Here is an 18170-nt window from a genome sequence, read left to right on the forward strand (position 1 = left end):
GTTATCCTTCTTGAAACCTTACCCGGTGACCGCATCATCTCTGGCCAGCTTGGACGCCATCAGTGCCCCGCCGGTAAGACCAATGTCCTTGAGAAAACTATCCATTGATGCAGCCTGAATGGCCGGATCATCCGCATTCAGCAGGTTGGGAAGATGTATGGTGAGGGCAATGGTGATCAACAGAAGTGCAAGGAGGACACAGGCCAGCCTGTCGAATTTTCCAATGATCACACTGAGCGAAGCAGCGATCAGAGCAATACCTGTCACGTAAATCATCAACTCGCCTCCAACAGGGGCCATGGTTGCCATTTCTTTGGCATTCATAATATTCAGTATCCCGAACACCAGCATAGGAATGATGAAAAGGTATTTACCCAATCCGATGATACCTGCCATGACCAATAAATTTGAGATGCAACTAAATTTAATCGAAAAGTCGCGGAATCTCTAATGCAGAGGTCTAAGAAATGCCCCGGACCTGATAAATCGATGCGGGTATCTGGTTGTGTGCCCACACGCTAAGTGTCTGTCCGCACACCGAACCGGACGTTCAGCATCTCCGATTATTTATTCTTCGCGCTACGTTATTGCTGATCCTGGATGAAGCCCTCATCACAATCGGCAGGCTTGATGGTAGTCAGGTACACAATGACCGTATCGCCCATCAGGATCCGGCTATCGGGACTGGGATACTGCTTATACACATAGGCATTGTCCAGGTCTTCTGGTGCGTACTCGTATTCCTTATCCATTTTCAGGGCCAGCTGGTAACCTTTGGTGATGAAAATCGATTCGGCATAGGTCAGACAGACCAGTTTGGGTGTTTTGACAACCGCGTCGTTGGATTTACTGAGGATGAATTCCAGGGTGCCTCCTTTGTCGATCTGGGTATTGGCTCTGACCCCTTCTTTGTTGACGATCACCTGGCCATTGTACCACACTTCCAGGATGATATTCTCACCAAAGGGATCATAGCGATAGTCACGGATCCTGGCCTGGATGTGGTATCCTTTCAGCATATCCTGAATGGAGTTAAAGGCATTGCCGTAGAGCTTACCCAGGTCTTCCAGATTGATTTTATCGGGTTTGTATTTGGTGACGGTCACATAGACTTTGCGGTCTTTCTTCACCAGAGAATGGGGTGCCGGGTTTTGCTGAAGAATAATACCCCCCGGTTTTTCTACGATGTGGACGGAATCGGAAACGACAATTTCAAAGTCACGGTGTTTGGCATCCTTTTCTGCGTCCAGAAGGCTCATCTCCGTATAGTCGGGTAATTCCAGTTTTTGTCCGTGGCGGGTATAGATCTTAAGCCATCCGAATACCAGCAGGAGCATGGCCAATAGAAATGCCACGATCAGACCCAATTGCTTCAGGCAAGAGCGGCTGGTCATAATAGCCCAGTAGGACTGGAAACTGCTTGAAGTGTTATCGGATGGTTGCAACTTTTTGGCCATGGAATGCGTACTCTAAAATTTGATCGATGAATTCATAGGGCTTGTACCCGTTCAGTGCACTTTGATGAAAGATGCAGGTTGCGGGTGTCATGCCGGGCAATGAATTGACTTCAATGATGATTGTTTCGACGCGATCGTCAGGGAATATGCGGACAAAAGCGTCGATGCGGGCATAACCTTCCACACCCAGTATGCGGGCCGCACGCTCCAGGTCACTTTTTACCTGACGGGCAATACGGTCATAATGTTCCTGGTCGGGAGCAAACCGGGCCGGGGTGATGTTCTGACCTTCACCGGCCAGAAATTTTTCTTCCAGGGAAAGAACCTCTCCTCCGGAGAGGGCTTCGGATGGCTCGAATACTTCGAACTGGATCCCTTCCGGCTGGTAATGGGTGAGCATCCCTCCGGTGATCTCCATAAAGTGGGCTGCGCCTTCCGGGCCGATCAGGGTTTCGACCAGAGCCTGGGTTTTGCGTGGAAATTCTTCTTTGGGCTTAAGCTTGAGGACCCGGGCACTTTCCAGATCCAGGTTTTCTTCATCCCGGAAAAGCATGCGCAGGTAATGTGTCAGTTGTGTCTGATCCCGGATGACTTTGACTGCTGAACTGCACCCGTCATCAACCGGCTTGATAACCATCGGAAATCCGAATTGTTCGATCAGTTCTTCTTCTGCCTTAGCGGCATCCCCCAACCATGCTTCCCGGGCGACCAGTTTCTGATCGGCTGTTTTGAAGCCGGCCTGACGCAGCCGTTCCAGGGTCTCGTATTTGTTGATGGTGATCTGGGAGGAGTCGTATCCGGACCCATTGTATGGGACATGATAGCCGTCCAGATTCCGCTGAACGGTGCCATCCTCTCCGGGTCTTCCGTGAAGTGCAATGAAAGCGGCATCAAATTCCCGGGCCAGTTGTTCATAGGTAAGCGGACGTGGGACAAAGACCGTGTGCTCACTGGTATACGTATCAATCAATCCTCCGCAGGCCTCCCGGATCTGGTCGATGACCGGGTGATGCCAGGATTCCGGCGCTGTAAGGTATTCCTCGATTCGCTCACGGATATCGTCCGCATTGTCCTTGAGAAGTAAATTGATGGGAATTTGATACAGGGTATGTTGCTCCTCATTGCCCATCAGAAAGACAGGCGTCGGCTCGTATTTGTCGGAACTGGACAATTTTTCGAATACATTTCTTCCGCTCTCCACCGAGATGTGCCTTTCGAAAGAGTAACCTCCGAAGATGACCGCTATCTTCTTTTTGTGATTGACATCCTTGCGCAAATCCAGGATCGCCTCATCCAACCGGGGTAGCCATTTTTGGAATGCCGGCGGGTGCAGGCTGTGGCTTAACCGTTCGGCCAGTGATGCACGGATGATGTAGGTCAGAAACTGGGAAGGGTTCATCCCGATCTCGGCTGCCTGGTGGAAAAAGAAACTGGAGGGAAGCATTCCCGAAGTCGTATTGGGGTCATTCAGCAATATGGTCCCGTCGGATTCAATAAATCCATCGATCCGGGCATAGGTATTGAACTGAAAATAGCGATAGAGCGACTCGCAGTGCTCCCGGATGGTCTGGATGGTATCCGCAGGAAGGTCGATGGGCGTTTCTTTACGGGAAAGGCCCGGTAAATATTTTGAGCGGTAATCGAATACTTCGGATCCCTTGATGATCTCGGTAGGAGGCAGTGCTACCGGAGAACCGTCTTCGTTGCGGATGACGATGCAGGAAAACTCTCTGCCGGAAATAAACTCTTCGATGACGACCTCCTGCTCGGACCAGTAGGATTCGAGGTTTACCAGGCGGGTACCTTCTTTCCCGAGCTGGTCATTGAGGGTTTTCAACAAATCTTCCGGATGGTGGATCCAGATATCTTTAATCTTCAGCGGATAACCCAGGCCACTGCGGATGTCCGAGAGGTCCTGGATAAAGCGTACCCTTTCCTCTTCATTCAGGGGTTCCCATTCTTCCTGGGTGATGGTCAGACGGAAAAAGGCGCGGTCTACCGCGGTACGAAACAGATCGAGGTCGTTCTCCTGTACGATGGAAACCCCGATGGAGCTACCCTGATTGGCCGGGCGAACAACCAGCGGGAAACCTATTTTATGCAATGCTTGCTGAAACCAGCCGTAATGACTGCCGTAGTGCCAGTGGTCGTGCTGGATGGCAAAGAAAGGCTTTACATTGAAGCCCCCCTGCTGCATCAGATGTTTTTGAAATACCTTGTCCATTCCGATGGCACAGGCACGCACACCGCTACCACTGTAAGGGATCTCCAGGGATTCCAGCAAGCCCTGGATTTGCCCGTCTTCTCCGTACTCGCCATGCAGCGCCAGAAAAGCGAAGTCGATCAGTTCCTTTGTTTCTGCAGGACGGATTCGACGGCCTACTCGCTGTATGACGCGATCCCAATCCACAGAAGCGGGCTCCCCCAGACTTTCACTGTAAATCTGGAATCTGTGGGGAGAAGGTGGTAGTTCGGCAATGGGAGGATAGAAATCGCGGATACTGCCTTTGTAAATGTAGGTCCAGTCCAGCAGGATCCAGTTACGCCAGGAATCAATGAATATAGGCACGGGCTCGAAGATGGACTTGTTGAGATTGTCGTAGACCGTACGTCCTCCGGCAAAGGCTATCTCCCGTTCTCGGGAAGGTCCGCCAAATAATATTCCAATGCGTATCATATAATGATTCTCAGCTAAAATCGGCTCCGGAGGATTTTGGATGTTTGCAATATTAACCCTCCGGCAGGACTTTCTATTGCACAAAGGTAACATATGTGTGATTAAGTTGATAAGTTTAGCTGTAGCGGGATTATTACCCGTCAGGACGATGCGCGGTCCCGGGTCGGTGGAGCGCACCATCAAGGAACGGCAAATCAGGAGTAAGGAGTAAAAAGTATGGCAAACGAGGCTTCCATCAACCGGGAAATATTGCGTCTGGCGATACCCAATATTATCAGCAACATATCCGTCCCATTATTGTCAACCGTGGATACGGCGCTGATGGGCAGGCTCTCCGCAGCCCACATCGGAGCAGTCGGTCTGGCGTCGATGCTCTTTAATTTCATCTACTGGAATTTTGGTTTCCTGCGCATGGGAACGACCGGAATGACTGCTCAGGCCTTTGGCTCCCGGGACAGTCAGGCTATGAGCATGGTTCTCGGAAGGTCGTTGATGATTGCTCTGACGCTGGCACTGCTGGTGGTGGTATTTCAGAATGGTCTGCTGAAGGCCGGACTGCTGGGATTGCAGGTGCCGCAGGAGCAGGTCAATCTGGTCAGTCAGTATTTTGGTATCCGGATCTGGGCTGCTCCTGCGACCCTGGTTATTTATGCGTTGCTGGGCTGGTATTTCGGAATGCAGAATGCCATGTATCCTCTGATCATCACGATCGTGATCAACCTGCTCAATATGGTATTGAGCTATTCACTGGTTCACTACAGCGGATGGGCTATAAGAGGGGTAGCCTGGGGCACCTTGCTCGCCCAGTACCTGGGTGTGACCCTGGCGGTAGCCTTGCTGGTCACTAAATACGGATCGGAGCACCTGCGATTTCGATTCAGGGACCTGATCCACTGGCCGGCCTTTTCCGGATTTTTACGCATCAACGGGAATTTATTTATCCGGACCGTCTGCCTGACGTTTGCCTTTGCCTATTTCTATGCGCAGTCGGCTCATCTGGATCCTGTATTGTTAGCGGTCAATGTTATTTTACTGCAGCTGCTGAACTGGCTTTCGTATGCAGTGGACGGTTTTGCTTTTGCGGCAGAGAGCCTGGTAGGCAAGTACTATGGAGCGAAGGATAGCAATACATTGCCGCGGGTGATCTGGCTTTCATTTCTTTGGGGCGGGATCATCGCACTGGGGTTTGCACTCTTGTATGGATTGGCCGGACCGCTGATCTTCCGGATCTATACGGATCAGGTGGAGGTGCTGGCAGCCGGGCGGGAATGGCTCCTGTGGATGGCTGCACTGCCTTTGCTTAGTTTTGCCAGCTATATCTGGGATGGCATTTTCATCGGACTCACAGCCTCGCGGGCTATGCGGGACACCATGTTGCTGGCCCTGTCCTTCTTCTTACTGCTGCATCAGCTGTGGCTTAAGCAATTTGCCTGGGGCCTTTGGCTGGCTTTCCTGTTGTTTATGGTTGCCCGCGGCGCCTTTCAGACCATGGTGTATTTCCGGCAGGGTGGCCGGTTGGCCAAAATTCCCGATTAATGCCTCCAGTCTCTCCGTTCCGGTTCTGCAGGAGGGGTGCCGAAGCTGCGTAAGGTGTATACGAAGCTCAGCAGAAAATACCGTTGCAGGACATTTGTTTGCAGATCCTGGATATAGGTTTCGGTGATGGTTCTGCTGATGCTGTTGTTTTGTCCGAGCAGGTCAAAAACGCTGAGTTTAAGCTCTCCCCGGTTGTTCTTAAGGAATTTCTTACCCAGGCTCATATTCCAGAGCCAGAAGTTGATGTCAAATTCTCCTCCCAGACCCCGGTACAGCTGGTTGGTCACATCCTGGCGGAAGACCCATCCCGGTAAGAAGGTCCAAACCATACCGGCCTGGTTGATCTGATTCAGATACCGGTTGTCCAGTGATATCTGGGAAGTGTTGCGTACCCAGTTCAGGCTTGAGGTGGACGCCAGGGTGAAGTCAATTTTTTCACTGATGTTGGAGGCCAGCACCAGTCCTATTTTAGATGAATACGTATTAGAATAATTCTTAATGCCATTGATCAGTCCCGGTTGGCGCAGATAATCGCCGCCTACATTAAAATTCAGATTCGATTTCAGGAAATCCACCGGTAATCCGTAAGTGACAAATCCATTCAGGTTCATATATCCGTTGAGATTCACCGATTGGGAAAGCTGGGTACCCGGAGAGAGTGCATACTGACCACCGACGATGGTGTCCCGGGTAATAAACTGTGTACTGCGGGCGATGTAGTTTTTGCTGAAATTGGCATTGAGAAGGGCATAAAAAACGGTGGATTTTTCGACCTGGGTATTGGAATAACGCAAGAAGATTCGATGGGAGTAATAGGGATTTAATGCACTGTTTCCTATGCTGACCAGCAGCGGATTGGAGTTATCAACCACTTCCTGGAGCTGGTTGGCAGTCGGTGTGCGCACAAAAGTGCGGTAACCCATAAAGAAATAGTTTTGCTTGGTCTGCTGTATCCGAAGGAAGACATTTGGCAGCCAGTTGACAAAGTTTTTCTTGAATGCAAAGGGTTCCGGATAGACCTGGTCGGCATCCATCTGGATGGTTTGCAGACTGTTGCCCAGCGTTAAATTGGTCTTTTCTCCACGCAGCCGGTAGCGCAGGCCTATTTCATGCGAGGAGATATTATTGGTCAGGGTGCTGGACAGCGAAGCAATCGGGCTGCTTAATTGACCCTGGTCATTCAGCACGTCAAAGGTCCGCTGATCAGCATCATCCCAGTTGTAGGAATATTCGTACTCCACCTGCAGGCTTCCCTTTTTGCCCAGGGGCTCTGTATAATCAACTTCAGTGCCTACCTCCCAACCGTGGATGTAGAGATCGGTGACCTGATCCAGCGTATCGGCATATTCTTGCGGGGAATAAAAATTATTCAGGGCATAGCGGGTCTCGTCGCCATTGCGGTTGTTGTAATTATTCTTCAATTCCACGGAGAAGGTCCGGCCCGGTTTTTCCAGGCGTCTCCGCAGCAGGATGCTGTTATCCAGATTCAGGCCATGGTTGATATTGGTATTGAGCAGGTCGGTACTGTTGTTGATCGCCAGCGCGGTGGAATTAAAACCCTGAGAGGCTTCCGTCTCATTCTGTGTCTGGTAACTCAGGCGCGGACGCCACAGTATTGAGGTTTTATCATTGATCTTATATTCCATGCGCATGTTGAAGCGGTGATTGGTGCCCAGACGATCCTGCCGGCTGTTCTCGTCGTAGATCTGGTTTGTCTCCCCGATGCTGGCATAATCGCGTTGCTGGGATTGGAGGGCCAGGTTGTCGTTGGAGTTGACGAAATAACTGGCGGTCACTTCAATTTTTTCTCCCCATTTATCCGAATAATTCAGACCGAGAGCATGGGTGGTGGTGATGCCGTTTTGCTGGCCCACGATAAAACTATCGCCATCGCGACCACGGCCGCGTCCGCCGGAAGATCCGGTAAATCCGATGATGTCTTCGCTGCTGAAGTTTTGGATGTTGATGTTATTGGACATGCCCAGGATGGAAATGCGGCGATTCTTATTGAAGAAGTTAACCTGCCCGCCGGCCTGGTATTTCTCCTGGTCCCCGTAGCCGGCATAGAGGCGTCCAAACTGTCCATTGCGTTTATCGGAGCGGGTCACGATATTGATCGTCTTGATGGTTTCGCCATCATCTACCCCTGAAAATTTCGCTTGTTCGGTCTTGTCATCAAAAACCTGAATCTGATCCACAACCTCGGCAGGCAAATTTCGCAGGGCTGCATTGGCATCATTGCCAAAAAACTCCCGGCCGTCAACCAGGACCTTCTGCACTTTCTCTCCCTGGGCCTGCACCTCGCCGTTCTGGACGGTGATGCCCGGCATTTTACGTACCAGTTCTTCCGTGCTGGCGTCGCTGTTGGTCTTGTACGCATTGGCGCGGAAAGCGGTCGTGTCGCCTTTTTGGGTCGCTCTTACCGCCCGGTCGGTCACTTCGATCTGATCGAGCATTTCAGCTTCCTGTTGCATTTTCAAAGCGGGCAAAGTCATGGTTTCCTGAACCCGTACGGGCTGCCGCAGCACTCCGTAACCGAGGTAAGAAACAGCAATGCGGTAAAAGCCTGGCTTCACCTGGAGCACAAAACTTCCATCGGCTTCGGTCACCGTTGATAACGAATCAGTCCGGTTGCGCAGGACGACATGGGCACCGATCAGCGGTTCGGAGGTAAGACTGTCAATGACCGACCCGGATAAACGTACGGTTTGGGCTTGAAGGTGATTCAAGGTGAAGCCCGAGGCGAACATCAGCAGCATTGGAATGAACCAATGTAAAGTTTTACCATTCATAATGTTGTGGTTGCGAATTAAAAGGTAGACATAAATCATGGGCAAAAGTTGATGAAATCACCTTTTAAGTTTCTATTAACGTGTAATATTAGACCAAAACCTGCAGTCCATGCAGATAAACCGGAATTATGGATACATCGATCGATAAAATAGAAGTACGGACTTTAATGCTGGAAGATTATCAGGAGCTGAAGTCCGCCATGATCAAAGCCTATGAGAATTGGCCGGGCTCTTACTGGAAAGAGCATCATCTCGAGAAATTGCTGGAGCTGTTTCCTGAAGGCCAGATCGGGGTGGTGATCAATGGTAAAATCGTTGGCTGTGCGCTGTCGATCATTCTGAATTACAATGAATTGGAGGAAGATCACACGTACCGGGAGATCACCGGGAATTATACGTTTGAGACCCACAAGCCGGATGGTGATGTGCTCTATGGTATTGATGTCTTCATCCGGCCCGAATACCGGGGCATGCGCTTGGGAAGACGGTTGTACGATGCCCGGAAGGAGCTCTGCGAGAGTCTTAATCTGCGGGGGATAATCTTCGGAGGAAGGATACCGAACTACCATGAATACGACGGCAAGATGACGCCTAAAGAATACATCCAGAAAGTGAGGACCCGGGAAATATTCGATCCCGTCCTTACCTTCCAGATAGCCAATGACTTTCACGTCATCAAGGTCCTGAAAGGCTATATGCCCGGGGATGAAGAGTCGCGGGATACGGCAGTATTGCTGGAATGGGATAATATTTTTTATAAAAAATCCACCCGCCGTCCGACATTGGTCAAAAATACTGTACGGCTTGGCCTGGTCCAGTGGCAGATGCGACGCTACAAGGACTTCGAGGACCTGGTGGAACAGGTCGAGTTTTTCATTGATGCGGTGACAGCCTACAAAAGTGATTTTGTCCTTTTTCCGGAGTTTTTTAACGCCCCGTTGATGGCGGCTTACAATGATCTGTCGGAAGCACAGGCTATCCGGGAGCTCGCTGGTTTTACCGAACGGCTGAGGGATACATTCATCCAATTTGCCATCGAATACAACATCAACATCATTACCGGGAGTATGCCGTTGATGGCCGAAAACAAGCTGCTGAACATCGGTTATCTCTGTCGCCGTGACGGTACCTGGGAGCAGTACACGAAACTGCACGTGACTCCGGATGAAGCCAGGGTGTGGGGGATGGTAGGCGGCGACCAGGTTAAGGTGTTCGATACCGATTGTGGGAAGATCGGTGTACTGATCTGTTACGACGTAGAATTCCCGGAATTGCCCCGTTTGCTGAAAGAAGACGGCATGGACATCCTTTTTGTTCCGTTTCTGACGGACACCCAGAATGGATACAGCCGCGTGAGATCCTGTGCTCAGGCCCGGGCGATTGAAAATGAGTGTTACGTTGCGATCGCTGGTAGTGTGGGCAATCTGCCTAAAGTGCACAACATGGACATTCAGTTTGCTCAGTCGGTGGTCTTCACACCCTGTGATTTTGCATTTCCTACCGGAGGTATTAAGGCAGAAGCCACACCCAATACAGAAATGATCCTCATTGCTGACCTGGATATAGATTTGCTCAAGGAACTGCATCGTTATGGCAGCGTCCGCAATATGCAGGACCGGCGCCTGGATTTATATCATCTGGAGTGGAAGCGTTGATTTCCCGGATGAACAGGTCTTAAGTTAGTTTCTGAATAATTCATCGAGATATTGTGACCGGGTGGAAAGGTTGTATGCATTGCGACAGGAACCGGTGCCGCTGTGCATGATTGAGAGGCAGGTGCCGTCCGGGTTGCTCGAGTCGTCATGCTGCCGGCCAAGCAGACAGTGGCCCAGCTCATGGAAAACCAGTAATTCTTTCTCCAGATCTGTCGCACCGGACCAGTAGCCGGCATCAAATACCACAATATGGTTTTCACTTTTAGCCATATCACAATAACCCAGGACACGGCCTCCGTTGCTGCTGGAGGATAAAATATTTTCAACCCTGGCGTCCAGGCCAAAGGCATCGACATCTATATCGACCCCACGAATCTCCCCTTCCGTCAAAAAACGATCCAGATAGGGTTGTACCCGGGCATCGATCACATGGACCTCATCCTTGTGACAGGAGATGAACACACCAAGCAACAGGAAAAAGGTAAACCACTTTTGCAAAACAGCACATTTTATGAAGAACGATGGATGGCGGCTTTTGTACTCACATTTCGGACTGTGAAACGTCAGGAATGGAGGTTGAAGTTATGCAACGGAGATTAGCTGATTGAAAAAAATCGCAAAATATTTAAGAAAGAGATGAGTACATAAAGCGCTTCAGAGGATTACTAGGTAAATCATTTGTTCACTCAAATAATAAAATTAGTTATGAAGCAATTATTGGGAAGCCTGCTTGGAGTGTTTGGATTTGTGCTATTGGGACTGGTTGCCTGTCAGAAAAATAACGAAGACTTAACCGGCATTCAATACTACACCGACAATGCCATGGATAGCATTCACATGAATGGCAGCTGCGGCAGGGGCGGATGTTTTGAATTTGTATATCCGATAACCGTACAATTTCCGGATGGAAGTACACAGGAAGTCAATACGAACGAAGAATTAAGGACTTCTATCCACGACTGGAAGACATCCAATCCGGATTCTACCGGCCGGCCTGAGTTGGTATTCCCGTTAAGTGTGATTGATACATCCGGCGCCATCATTTTGGTTGAGTCGGAAGAAGATCTGAGAGCACTGGCAGCAGCCTGCATGGGACCTGGCATGGGTCATGGAGGACACGGTCATAAGGGACCAGGCGGAGAAGGACCAAATGGCCCGGGAAATGGCCATGGAGAAGCTTGCTTTACTCCGGTATTCCCGTTGACACTGGTATTTCCGGATAGTTCCACCGTGGAAGTTGCCGATCAGCAGGCCCTGCACGATGCATGGCATACCTGGCGTGATAATAATCCAGGCGTATCCGGCCACCCGGAACTGGCCTTTCCGGTTACTGTCACCCTGACCGATGGAAGCCAAACCACCATCAACAGCAAAGAAGAACTCATGGCTTTGATAGAAAGCTGTGCCAATTAAAGATTTAGAAAGTAGGTTAAGAGAAGGGTTGGCATAACAGCCCAAGATCTTCAGCAGTCATTTTGGTTTAAGTTGATTCTTGTTTTGTGGTGATGATCTCGTTCGCATTGTAAGATCTTCATCCTGGACGGGAATAACAAAAGAGAAGGACATGACAAAGGACATGTCCTTTTTCTTTTTGTGAGAACATTTTCTTTGCTTTCGCAGTTAAACATGTAAATATCACTGCTTTACAGTTGGCAATTCCTAAGGTGCATCGGTTTGATTATGATCTGGTAGAGGAGCTCTACCGGACCATGGGGAAGCATACCCGGATGAACCGGTGGAAATTTCAGGGCATTAACAGTTCGCTGCTCTGGTATGGTGGAGGACATCCACTGCTGGACCGGCTGGTCGAGCGATCGCACAAGGAGCTGCGGATCAGTTTTGAGCTGTTGCGCTTTGGCTTTATCGTCTGGATCAATGAGCACTCCACTACCTATCTGATGCCGTTGCCTTTTGAAGTCGTTAAATCCATTGAAATTCATTACGAAACGGCCCGTGTCAAGCCTGAACCCGGCACTATTTTTCACTGGTTGTTCAGCCTGGGTATCCGCCCCGACCGCATTGCCAGGTTCGCCAGGCCGCATGAATACGAAGAAGATATGGTACACGTTCATCTGATCATGGAAGATATGGCTCTGCTGTTCTGGACCCATGGACGTAGCTTTGATGAAATTTCTAACTACTTCAGGAAACCTCTGTGTTCGCTGATGCTGCCGGTCAAAGTATTTTCCGGTGATTGATGCATCTTTGCCAGGCATTGCAGAATCGATTTTGCACCCTCTGGATTACCTCTTATCTTCGGGAACTTGAAATCACACCACGACCATGGACCCAAACAAGCAGCTTACGTATGAACAGGTGGCAGGAATGATTGACCATTCCCTCCTGCAACCACAATTATCGGACGATGAAGTAGAAGCCGGATGTGCCTTAGCGGCAAAATACCGGGTGGCATCCGTTTGTGTCCGGCCCAGTGATGTCCGGAAAGCGAGCCAGCTGCTTGAGAATACCGGCGTGAAGGTTTCTACCGTGATTGGCTTTCCCCATGGCGCAAACACCACGGAAACCAAAATGGCTGAAACGCGTGAAGCCATCGAACACGGAGCTGTTGAGCTGGATGTGGTGTTACATATCGGCAAAATGAAATCCGGGGAGTTCGCCTATGTCCAGCAGGAATTGCAGCGCATTACCACCTATGCACATGCACGGGATGTGAAGATCAAGGTGATTTTTGAAAATTGCTACCTGACAGACAAGGAAAAGATCAAAGCATGCGAGATCTGTAATGAGGTAGGTGTGGACTGGGTTAAGACATCCACCGGATATGGCACCGGTGGTGCGACCGATGCGGATCTGATCCTGATGCGCAAATACGCCAAGCCCGGAATTCAAGTCAAAGCGGCGGGTGGTGTCCGGACTCTGGAACGAGCAGCCGAAGTGATCAGCCTTGGCGTTACCCGTATCGGAGCCTCGGCCACGGCAGTGATCCTCGATCCCCTGCTTGGTGTGGCTTCTGACCCGGATGATCTTACTGCACAGGATGGCAGCTATTAATCTTTAACATCAATCCATCCATCTTTTATTTGCGCATATGGTCCGAATGGCATTAAACTTGCGCTGAACCACATTAACACTTTTTTAAGATTCTAATTTGGTTAGTAAATAAAGTGGTTTATTTTCACCGCAACAATCGTCATTACTTATGTCAAACAGCAAACCACGCGTAATTAAAGAATTTGAAAAACTGGATGAGGGCACCCAGCAGCAGATCAAGCTTGCTTATCCCAACGGCTTTGCCGGGCATCTGGTCTTTTACACCAACAAAGACGGCTTGAAGGTCAGCGCATTGCCCTTTGAGACCGATGATAAATACTACCTCGTTAAAATGACTCTTGCGCAGGCTAAAGAAATCGTTCGCGAAGATGAGGACTATGACGATAGCGGCACGCTGAAATCATCAGCAAAAGAGGAATATTCTGAAAAATTTTCTGACCTGGATCATATGGCCGATTATGTCGCCGACGATAGCGGTAGCTCCGATGATGATGACGATGAAGGAGATGATCTGGGTATGAGTGACATGGGAGACGATCAGGATGACGATATGGAAGACTAGACAAGTCATTCTGATACTGAACCTTTCCTGCCTTACCTTTTTAACCTGTTTATTTTCACAGTCTGATGGTCAGGTTGTTGTTCTCGACGATTCAGTGTCGACGGCTTCCTGGAATAACTTGCTAGCCTCCCTGAAGGGAAAGCCTGTATATGTAGACCTCTGGGCTACCTGGTGCGGTCCTTGTCGTGAACAAATGCGACAAAGGAGCAATGTAGAGGCACTGGCAAGCCAATATGATGTACAATTACTGTATATTTCGTTTGATGATGCCGACCGGTATCTGGTGTGGTGGGATTACATTCACGATTTGCCGGTATTTGGGTACCATGTCCTGGGACGGGAGTCGCTGCTGTATGAATTGCGGTCCCGGTTTGGGGACAGTGAAGTGGATGGGAAACCGGCACTTTATATACCCCATTACGTCCTGGTGGATGCAAATGGTCAACTCATTACATCGTCGGCGCCGGAACCCGGCCGGAAAGGCCGGTTGCGCCGAATGTTCCGGAGGCATTTCACTTCAGGATAATCTGGATCATCTGGTTTTATGATCCTGGTCCAGCGTGATCCTTGTCACATAATGACGCCTTGGTCACATCGTAATTTTACAACAAATTAAATGACTTATGGTACCGCAATTTCTTCTTGATCTCAAGGACTGGATCAGCCAGCCCTGGCCATGGTACGTGGGAGGTCCCATGATAGCCATCATCATGTTTATCCTGCTCTGGTTCGGCCGTGAATTTGGTATCTCCGCCAATTTCCGGGTGATGTGCGCCGCCGACGGTGCAGGTGATTTTGCCGATTTCTTCAAATTTGACTGGTCATCCCAGGGCTGGAACCTGATGGTTGCCCTCGGTGCAATGTTTGGAGGTTATCTGGCATCCCATTATTTTATTCCCAATGATGGAGACATCGCACACGTCTCTGCCGCTACGGTGGCAAGTTTGCAAAAACTGGGAATGGACTACCAGGTGGGACATGTTCCCCTGGTCCCGGAGTTTTACAGCTGGGAAGCGCTCTTTAGTCTGCAAGGCATTCTGGTAATCGTCGTTGGAGGCTTTCTGGTTGGTTTCGGAGCACGGTATGCCGGTGGTTGCACTTCCGGTCATGCCATCAGCGGGATCAGCGCCCTGCAACTTCCTTCCATGGTGGCCGTCGTAGGTTTCTTTATGGGAGGACTGGTGATGATCCATTTCATTTATCCACTCATCTTTAAATAACACCTCAATCGTTTGGACCATGAAAATGTCAAGATTCATATTCGTCGGAATACTGTTTGGGATCACCCTCTATAAATCGGAAGCCGTATCCTGGTTCCGGATCTATGAGATGTTCAATTTTCAGTCATTCCACATGTACGGCATCATTTTGTCAGCCATTGCGGCCGGCATCATCGGTGTACAGATCATCAAACGCAATCACCTGAAGTCCATCGAAGGCGAGGAAATCCAGTTTCACGATAAGGACAAGACGTATCCTCGTTACATCATCGGTGGTTTTATATTCGGTTTGGGTTGGGCGCTTGCCGGTGTCTGCCCCGGGCCTATGTTCATCTTATTAGGGAGTGGTTATACCGTCCTGATTGTCTTCCTGGCGAGCGCCATGCTGGGAACTTTCGTATACGGGCTTTTGCGTAAAAGACTCCCGCACTGATTTTCTAACCAAATTAAAATCCAAAATCATGAAAAAATCAGCATATCCCGTTGTGATTATCGGTGCAGGAACTGCAGGGGTAACCGTAGCGGCTCAATTAAAAAGAAAAGACCGGAATCTGGAAGTAGCCATTATCGACCCGGCCGACACCCATTATTACCAACCGGCCTGGACCCTGGTAGCCGCCGGCACATTTAATTATGCCAAGACCGCCCGGCCTATGTCTTCAGTAATACCCAAGGGGGTAGACTGGATCAAAGAAAAAGTAGCTGACATACAGCCGGATCAGAACCAGGTCATTCTGGAAAATGGTGACAAGATCACCTACGAATACCTGGTGGCAGCCCCAGGCATCAAGATCGATCCTGCGCTGATCCCCGGGTTGGCCGAGACCATGGACAAAAATGGTGTGTGCAGCATTTATACCAACCCGAAAAAAGTATGGGAAAACCTGCAAGCCTTCAAAGGTGGAAATGCCCTTTTCACCCAGCCGGCAACACCCATAAAATGTGGGGGAGCACCGCAAAAAATCATGTATCTGTCCGATGATTATTTCCGCAGGACCGGTGTACGGGATAAAACGAATATCATCTTTGCCACGCCCGGTACCATCATCTTCGGAACACCGGAATTTGCCAAGACCCTGATGGAGGTAGTCGATCGCAAACACATCCAGCTGCGGTTCTTCCATCAGCTGATCCGCGTCGACGGACCCAATAAGAAGGCGTACTACAAGATCACTGCCAATGCCGATAACCCGGCGAAACTATACCATAACGAGTTTGACTTTGGGCAGAAGCTGATCACGGAAACAGAAGTGGAGATCCCGTTTGATCTCATGCACCTGGCACCACCACAGGCGGCTCCAGATTTCTTCCGCAAGACTAAACTGGCTAACCAGGCAGGATGGGCCAACGTTGACATCCACACCCTGCAGCATAAAGAATACGCCAATGTATTCGCACTGGGTGATGTAGCAGACCTTCCTACCGCCAAGACCGGAGCTGCCGTACGGAAACAGGCACCGGTGGTCGTCGAGAATATCAGTCGGTTGCGCGCCAGCCAGAAACAGATGACGGATGCCTATACCGGCTATTCTTCCTGTCCGCTGGTCACCGGCTACGGTAAAATGTTGCTGGCCGAATTCGGCTACGACAACATCCGTATGAGCGACCCGATGATCTCACGTTTCGTCGATACCACCAAGGAACAATATTCCATGTGGATTCTGAAGAAATATGGATTGCCTTTCATGTATTGGAATCTGATGCTGAAAGGCTTAGCATAGGTTAGACAGTAGACAGTAGACAGTAGATAGTAGTTATAAGACAGTAGAATCTAAAGTCTACCATCTAGAATCTAAAATCTAATAAAGATATACTTGGTATCATAAGCGCCCCTGTCATTCGCTGCTGAGCGTTGGCAGGGGTTTCTTTTTAAGTTGTCAGTAATCAGTAGTCGGATGGTCTGGGTACTGATTACCATCTACTGTATACTACCTATCAAAGACTCGACACCAGATAGATAAACTGTGCTTTGAGCTCTTCTCTAACGTGGTCAGCCAGGAAAGCAGCATCGAGGGCATCCAGATTGGTCTGGATAAAATCCTCCAAGGTCCAGTCAAATGCATCCCGGATCAGCAGATACTCTTTGGTCAAGGTCGTATCTGAAAGGGTGCGTCCATCGGTATTGATACAGAGGGGGATGCCGTAGCGGAACAAAGCATTTATGGGGTGGTCAGCAATCGTTGGGAAGACCTGGGTCTGAATGTTACTGGTGGGACATACTTCCAGGAAGATACGGTGTTCTTTAAGGTATCGCATCAGAGAAGGGTCTTCGATGCTGCGAACCCCATGGCCCAGGCGTTGCGGCTGAAAATCCTGGAGCGTCTCCCATACCGACTCCGGACCGCGTGCTTCTCCGGCATGTGCCGTGCAGGGAATGCCGGCTTCATGGACGATCTGAAATGCCTGAACGTGATTGTCTACCGGATAGTGTGCTTCATCCGATGCAATATCAAAAGCCACCACTCCCTGATCGTGATACTTGATCACCAGCTGCGCCGTCTGCATGCTTTGTTTCGCTGCATAGTGCCGTAAAGTGCACAGGATCAGCCCCGCACGAATGCCATACTGTGTTTGTGCCGCGTTCATGGCTTCCAGGACGGTTTCAACAACTGCTTCCGGCGACATTCCTTGCCGGAGGTGTTCCAATGGTGCAAAACGGATCTCAGCGTAGATCACCTGATCCCTGGCCAGCTGTTCAAATAGGTCTAAGGTCACCGCCTGAAGTCCTGTACGGTCCTGCATCAATTCGATACCATGGGAGGCCGTATCGATGTACTCATTAAGGTCCTGACTGGGGAATGGAGCAATAAACAAGTCCCGGTATTCCTGTTCACGGATGCCTGGACGCAATTGTTCCACCAGCCGGTAACTCAGCGAGCAGTCCAGATGTACATGCAGTTCAACTTTCGGCAGGGTGGCGATGTCCATGGAGTGAAAATAAGGATAGTATTGGGTATTGAGTATTCAGTTGACGGACAAATTCACCAGAGAAGATGCAGTGAGGCAACTCCTTGAAAATTGGTTGGTATGGCAGGAAAATCATTTCGTGAATAAATTGATCTCCTGTGATTTCAATCAGGAAGCATATCGTTTAACAATTTTTCTGCGTTCTGATGCCTGACCTATTATTTAAACAAGTACAACGATGCAACTGCTAAATCTACTTGCTCCCGGATGAAAAAGTAGCCAGACAATTAGGAACGTTCATTTACTTGAATGAGCCTGGATTTATTTGAATACAATGCAATTGTTGATTGCA

The 18170-nt window shown here is 49.6% G+C and carries 16 protein-coding genes; 10 read left to right on the forward strand and 6 right to left on the reverse strand.

The window, feature by feature from the left end:
* Positions 1 to 18: 18 nt before the first annotated feature.
* The 3 genes from H6570_17940 to H6570_17950 form a co-directional block, all read right to left on the reverse strand.
* Positions 19 to 396, reverse strand: a complete 378-nt coding sequence (locus H6570_17940) for a DoxX family membrane protein (protein MCB9321170.1) — start codon at positions 394 to 396, stop codon at positions 19 to 21.
* 188 nt (positions 397 to 584) lie between these two features.
* Positions 585 to 1457: a PASTA domain-containing protein gene (locus tag H6570_17945; protein MCB9321171.1), complete on the reverse strand. Its 873-nt coding sequence runs from the start codon at positions 1455 to 1457 to the stop codon at positions 585 to 587.
* Entirely contained in the window at positions 1429 to 4134 is a 2706-nt protein-coding gene (locus H6570_17950) for a D-alanine--D-alanine ligase (GenBank protein MCB9321172.1), read from the reverse strand. Before H6570_17950 ends, H6570_17945 begins: the two co-directional genes overlap by 29 nt.
* A gap of 216 nt (positions 4135 to 4350) precedes the next feature.
* On the opposite strand from H6570_17950, the gene H6570_17955 reads away from it, so the two are divergent.
* Positions 4351 to 5670, forward strand: coding sequence for an MATE family efflux transporter (locus H6570_17955; GenBank protein ID MCB9321173.1), 1320 nt, complete (start codon positions 4351 to 4353; stop codon positions 5668 to 5670).
* Here H6570_17955 and H6570_17960 read toward each other — a convergent pair.
* Positions 5667 to 8462 (reverse strand): outer membrane beta-barrel protein, encoded by a 2796-nt coding sequence (locus tag H6570_17960; GenBank protein MCB9321174.1) that lies wholly within the window; start codon positions 8460 to 8462, stop codon positions 5667 to 5669. The genes H6570_17955 and H6570_17960 overlap by 4 nt on opposite strands.
* A gap of 128 nt (positions 8463 to 8590) precedes the next feature.
* Here H6570_17960 and H6570_17965 point away from each other — a divergent pair, with 128 nt between their 5' ends.
* Positions 8591 to 10117 (forward strand): bifunctional GNAT family N-acetyltransferase/carbon-nitrogen hydrolase family protein, encoded by a 1527-nt coding sequence (locus H6570_17965; GenBank protein MCB9321175.1) that lies wholly within the window; start codon positions 8591 to 8593, stop codon positions 10115 to 10117.
* Between the two features lie 24 nt (positions 10118 to 10141).
* Here H6570_17965 and H6570_17970 read toward each other — a convergent pair whose 3' ends face one another.
* Entirely contained in the window at positions 10142 to 10615 is a 474-nt protein-coding gene (locus H6570_17970) for a hypothetical protein (protein ID MCB9321176.1), read from the reverse strand.
* Between the two features lie 207 nt (positions 10616 to 10822).
* Between H6570_17970 and H6570_17975 the strand changes: the two genes are divergently transcribed.
* The 8 genes from H6570_17975 to H6570_18010 all read left to right on the forward strand — a co-directional run bounded on the left by H6570_17975 (position 10823) and on the right by H6570_18010 (position 16632).
* Complete coding sequence (locus H6570_17975; GenBank protein MCB9321177.1) at positions 10823 to 11530, forward strand: hypothetical protein; 708 nt, start codon at positions 10823 to 10825, stop codon at positions 11528 to 11530.
* A 251-nt stretch (positions 11531 to 11781) separates the two neighbouring features.
* Positions 11782 to 12315, forward strand: coding sequence for a hypothetical protein (locus tag H6570_17980; protein MCB9321178.1), 534 nt, complete (start codon positions 11782 to 11784; stop codon positions 12313 to 12315).
* An 85-nt stretch (positions 12316 to 12400) separates the two neighbouring features.
* Positions 12401 to 13129, forward strand: coding sequence for a deoxyribose-phosphate aldolase (deoC, locus tag H6570_17985; protein ID MCB9321179.1), 729 nt, complete (start codon positions 12401 to 12403; stop codon positions 13127 to 13129).
* A 148-nt stretch (positions 13130 to 13277) separates the two neighbouring features.
* Positions 13278 to 13691 (forward strand): hypothetical protein, encoded by a 414-nt coding sequence (locus H6570_17990; protein MCB9321180.1) that lies wholly within the window; start codon positions 13278 to 13280, stop codon positions 13689 to 13691.
* Positions 13672 to 14217 carry a TlpA family protein disulfide reductase gene (locus H6570_17995; protein MCB9321181.1) on the forward strand — a complete coding sequence of 182 codons (546 nt, stop codon included), beginning with the start codon at positions 13672 to 13674 and terminating at the stop codon, positions 14215 to 14217. Before H6570_17990 ends, H6570_17995 begins: the two co-directional genes overlap by 20 nt.
* Positions 14218 to 14314: 97 nt before the next feature.
* Positions 14315 to 14911 carry a YeeE/YedE family protein gene (locus H6570_18000; GenBank protein ID MCB9321182.1) on the forward strand — a complete coding sequence of 199 codons (597 nt, stop codon included), beginning with the start codon at positions 14315 to 14317 and terminating at the stop codon, positions 14909 to 14911.
* Positions 14912 to 14930: 19 nt separating this feature from the next.
* Positions 14931 to 15344 carry a YeeE/YedE family protein gene (locus H6570_18005; GenBank protein ID MCB9321183.1) on the forward strand — a complete coding sequence of 138 codons (414 nt, stop codon included), beginning with the start codon at positions 14931 to 14933 and terminating at the stop codon, positions 15342 to 15344.
* Positions 15345 to 15372: 28 nt separating this feature from the next.
* Positions 15373 to 16632: an NAD(P)/FAD-dependent oxidoreductase gene (locus H6570_18010; GenBank protein ID MCB9321184.1), complete on the forward strand. Its 1260-nt coding sequence runs from the start codon at positions 15373 to 15375 to the stop codon at positions 16630 to 16632.
* 214 nt (positions 16633 to 16846) lie between these two features.
* On the opposite strand, the gene add is transcribed toward H6570_18010, so the two are convergent.
* The gene (add, locus tag H6570_18015; GenBank protein ID MCB9321185.1) at positions 16847 to 17839 is read right to left on the reverse strand and encodes an adenosine deaminase; all 993 of its coding nucleotides are present in this window, start codon (positions 17837 to 17839) and stop codon (positions 16847 to 16849) included.
* Positions 17840 to 18170 lie beyond the last annotated feature (331 nt).

Source organism: Lewinellaceae bacterium (genome assembly GCA_020636135.1).
Taxonomy (GTDB): domain Bacteria; phylum Bacteroidota; class Bacteroidia; order Chitinophagales; family Saprospiraceae; genus JAGQXC01.

Excerpts from the sequence above, each read along its gene's own strand:
- H6570_17940 (MCB9321170.1), bottom strand. The coding sequence starts at position 396 with ATGGCAGGTATCATCGGATTGGGTAAATACCTTTTCATCATTCCTATG.
- H6570_17945 (MCB9321171.1), bottom strand. The coding sequence starts at position 1,457 with ATGGCCAAAAAGTTGCAACCATCCGATAACACTTCAAGCAGTTTCCAG.
- H6570_17950 (MCB9321172.1), bottom strand. The coding sequence starts at position 4,134 with ATGATACGCATTGGAATATTATTTGGCGGACCTTCCCGAGAACGGGAG.
- H6570_17955 (MCB9321173.1), top strand. The coding sequence starts at position 4,351 with ATGGCAAACGAGGCTTCCATCAACCGGGAAATATTGCGTCTGGCGATA.
- H6570_17960 (MCB9321174.1), bottom strand. The coding sequence starts at position 8,462 with ATGAATGGTAAAACTTTACATTGGTTCATTCCAATGCTGCTGATGTTC.
- H6570_17965 (MCB9321175.1), top strand. The coding sequence starts at position 8,591 with ATGGATACATCGATCGATAAAATAGAAGTACGGACTTTAATGCTGGAA.
- H6570_17975 (MCB9321177.1), top strand. The coding sequence starts at position 10,823 with ATGAAGCAATTATTGGGAAGCCTGCTTGGAGTGTTTGGATTTGTGCTA.
- deoC (MCB9321179.1), top strand. The coding sequence starts at position 12,401 with ATGGACCCAAACAAGCAGCTTACGTATGAACAGGTGGCAGGAATGATT.
- H6570_17990 (MCB9321180.1), top strand. The coding sequence starts at position 13,278 with ATGTCAAACAGCAAACCACGCGTAATTAAAGAATTTGAAAAACTGGAT.
- H6570_17995 (MCB9321181.1), top strand. The coding sequence starts at position 13,672 with ATGACGATATGGAAGACTAGACAAGTCATTCTGATACTGAACCTTTCC.
- H6570_18000 (MCB9321182.1), top strand. The coding sequence starts at position 14,315 with ATGGTACCGCAATTTCTTCTTGATCTCAAGGACTGGATCAGCCAGCCC.
- H6570_18005 (MCB9321183.1), top strand. The coding sequence starts at position 14,931 with ATGAAAATGTCAAGATTCATATTCGTCGGAATACTGTTTGGGATCACC.
- H6570_18010 (MCB9321184.1), top strand. The coding sequence starts at position 15,373 with ATGAAAAAATCAGCATATCCCGTTGTGATTATCGGTGCAGGAACTGCA.
- add (MCB9321185.1), bottom strand. The coding sequence starts at position 17,839 with ATGGACATCGCCACCCTGCCGAAAGTTGAACTGCATGTACATCTGGAC.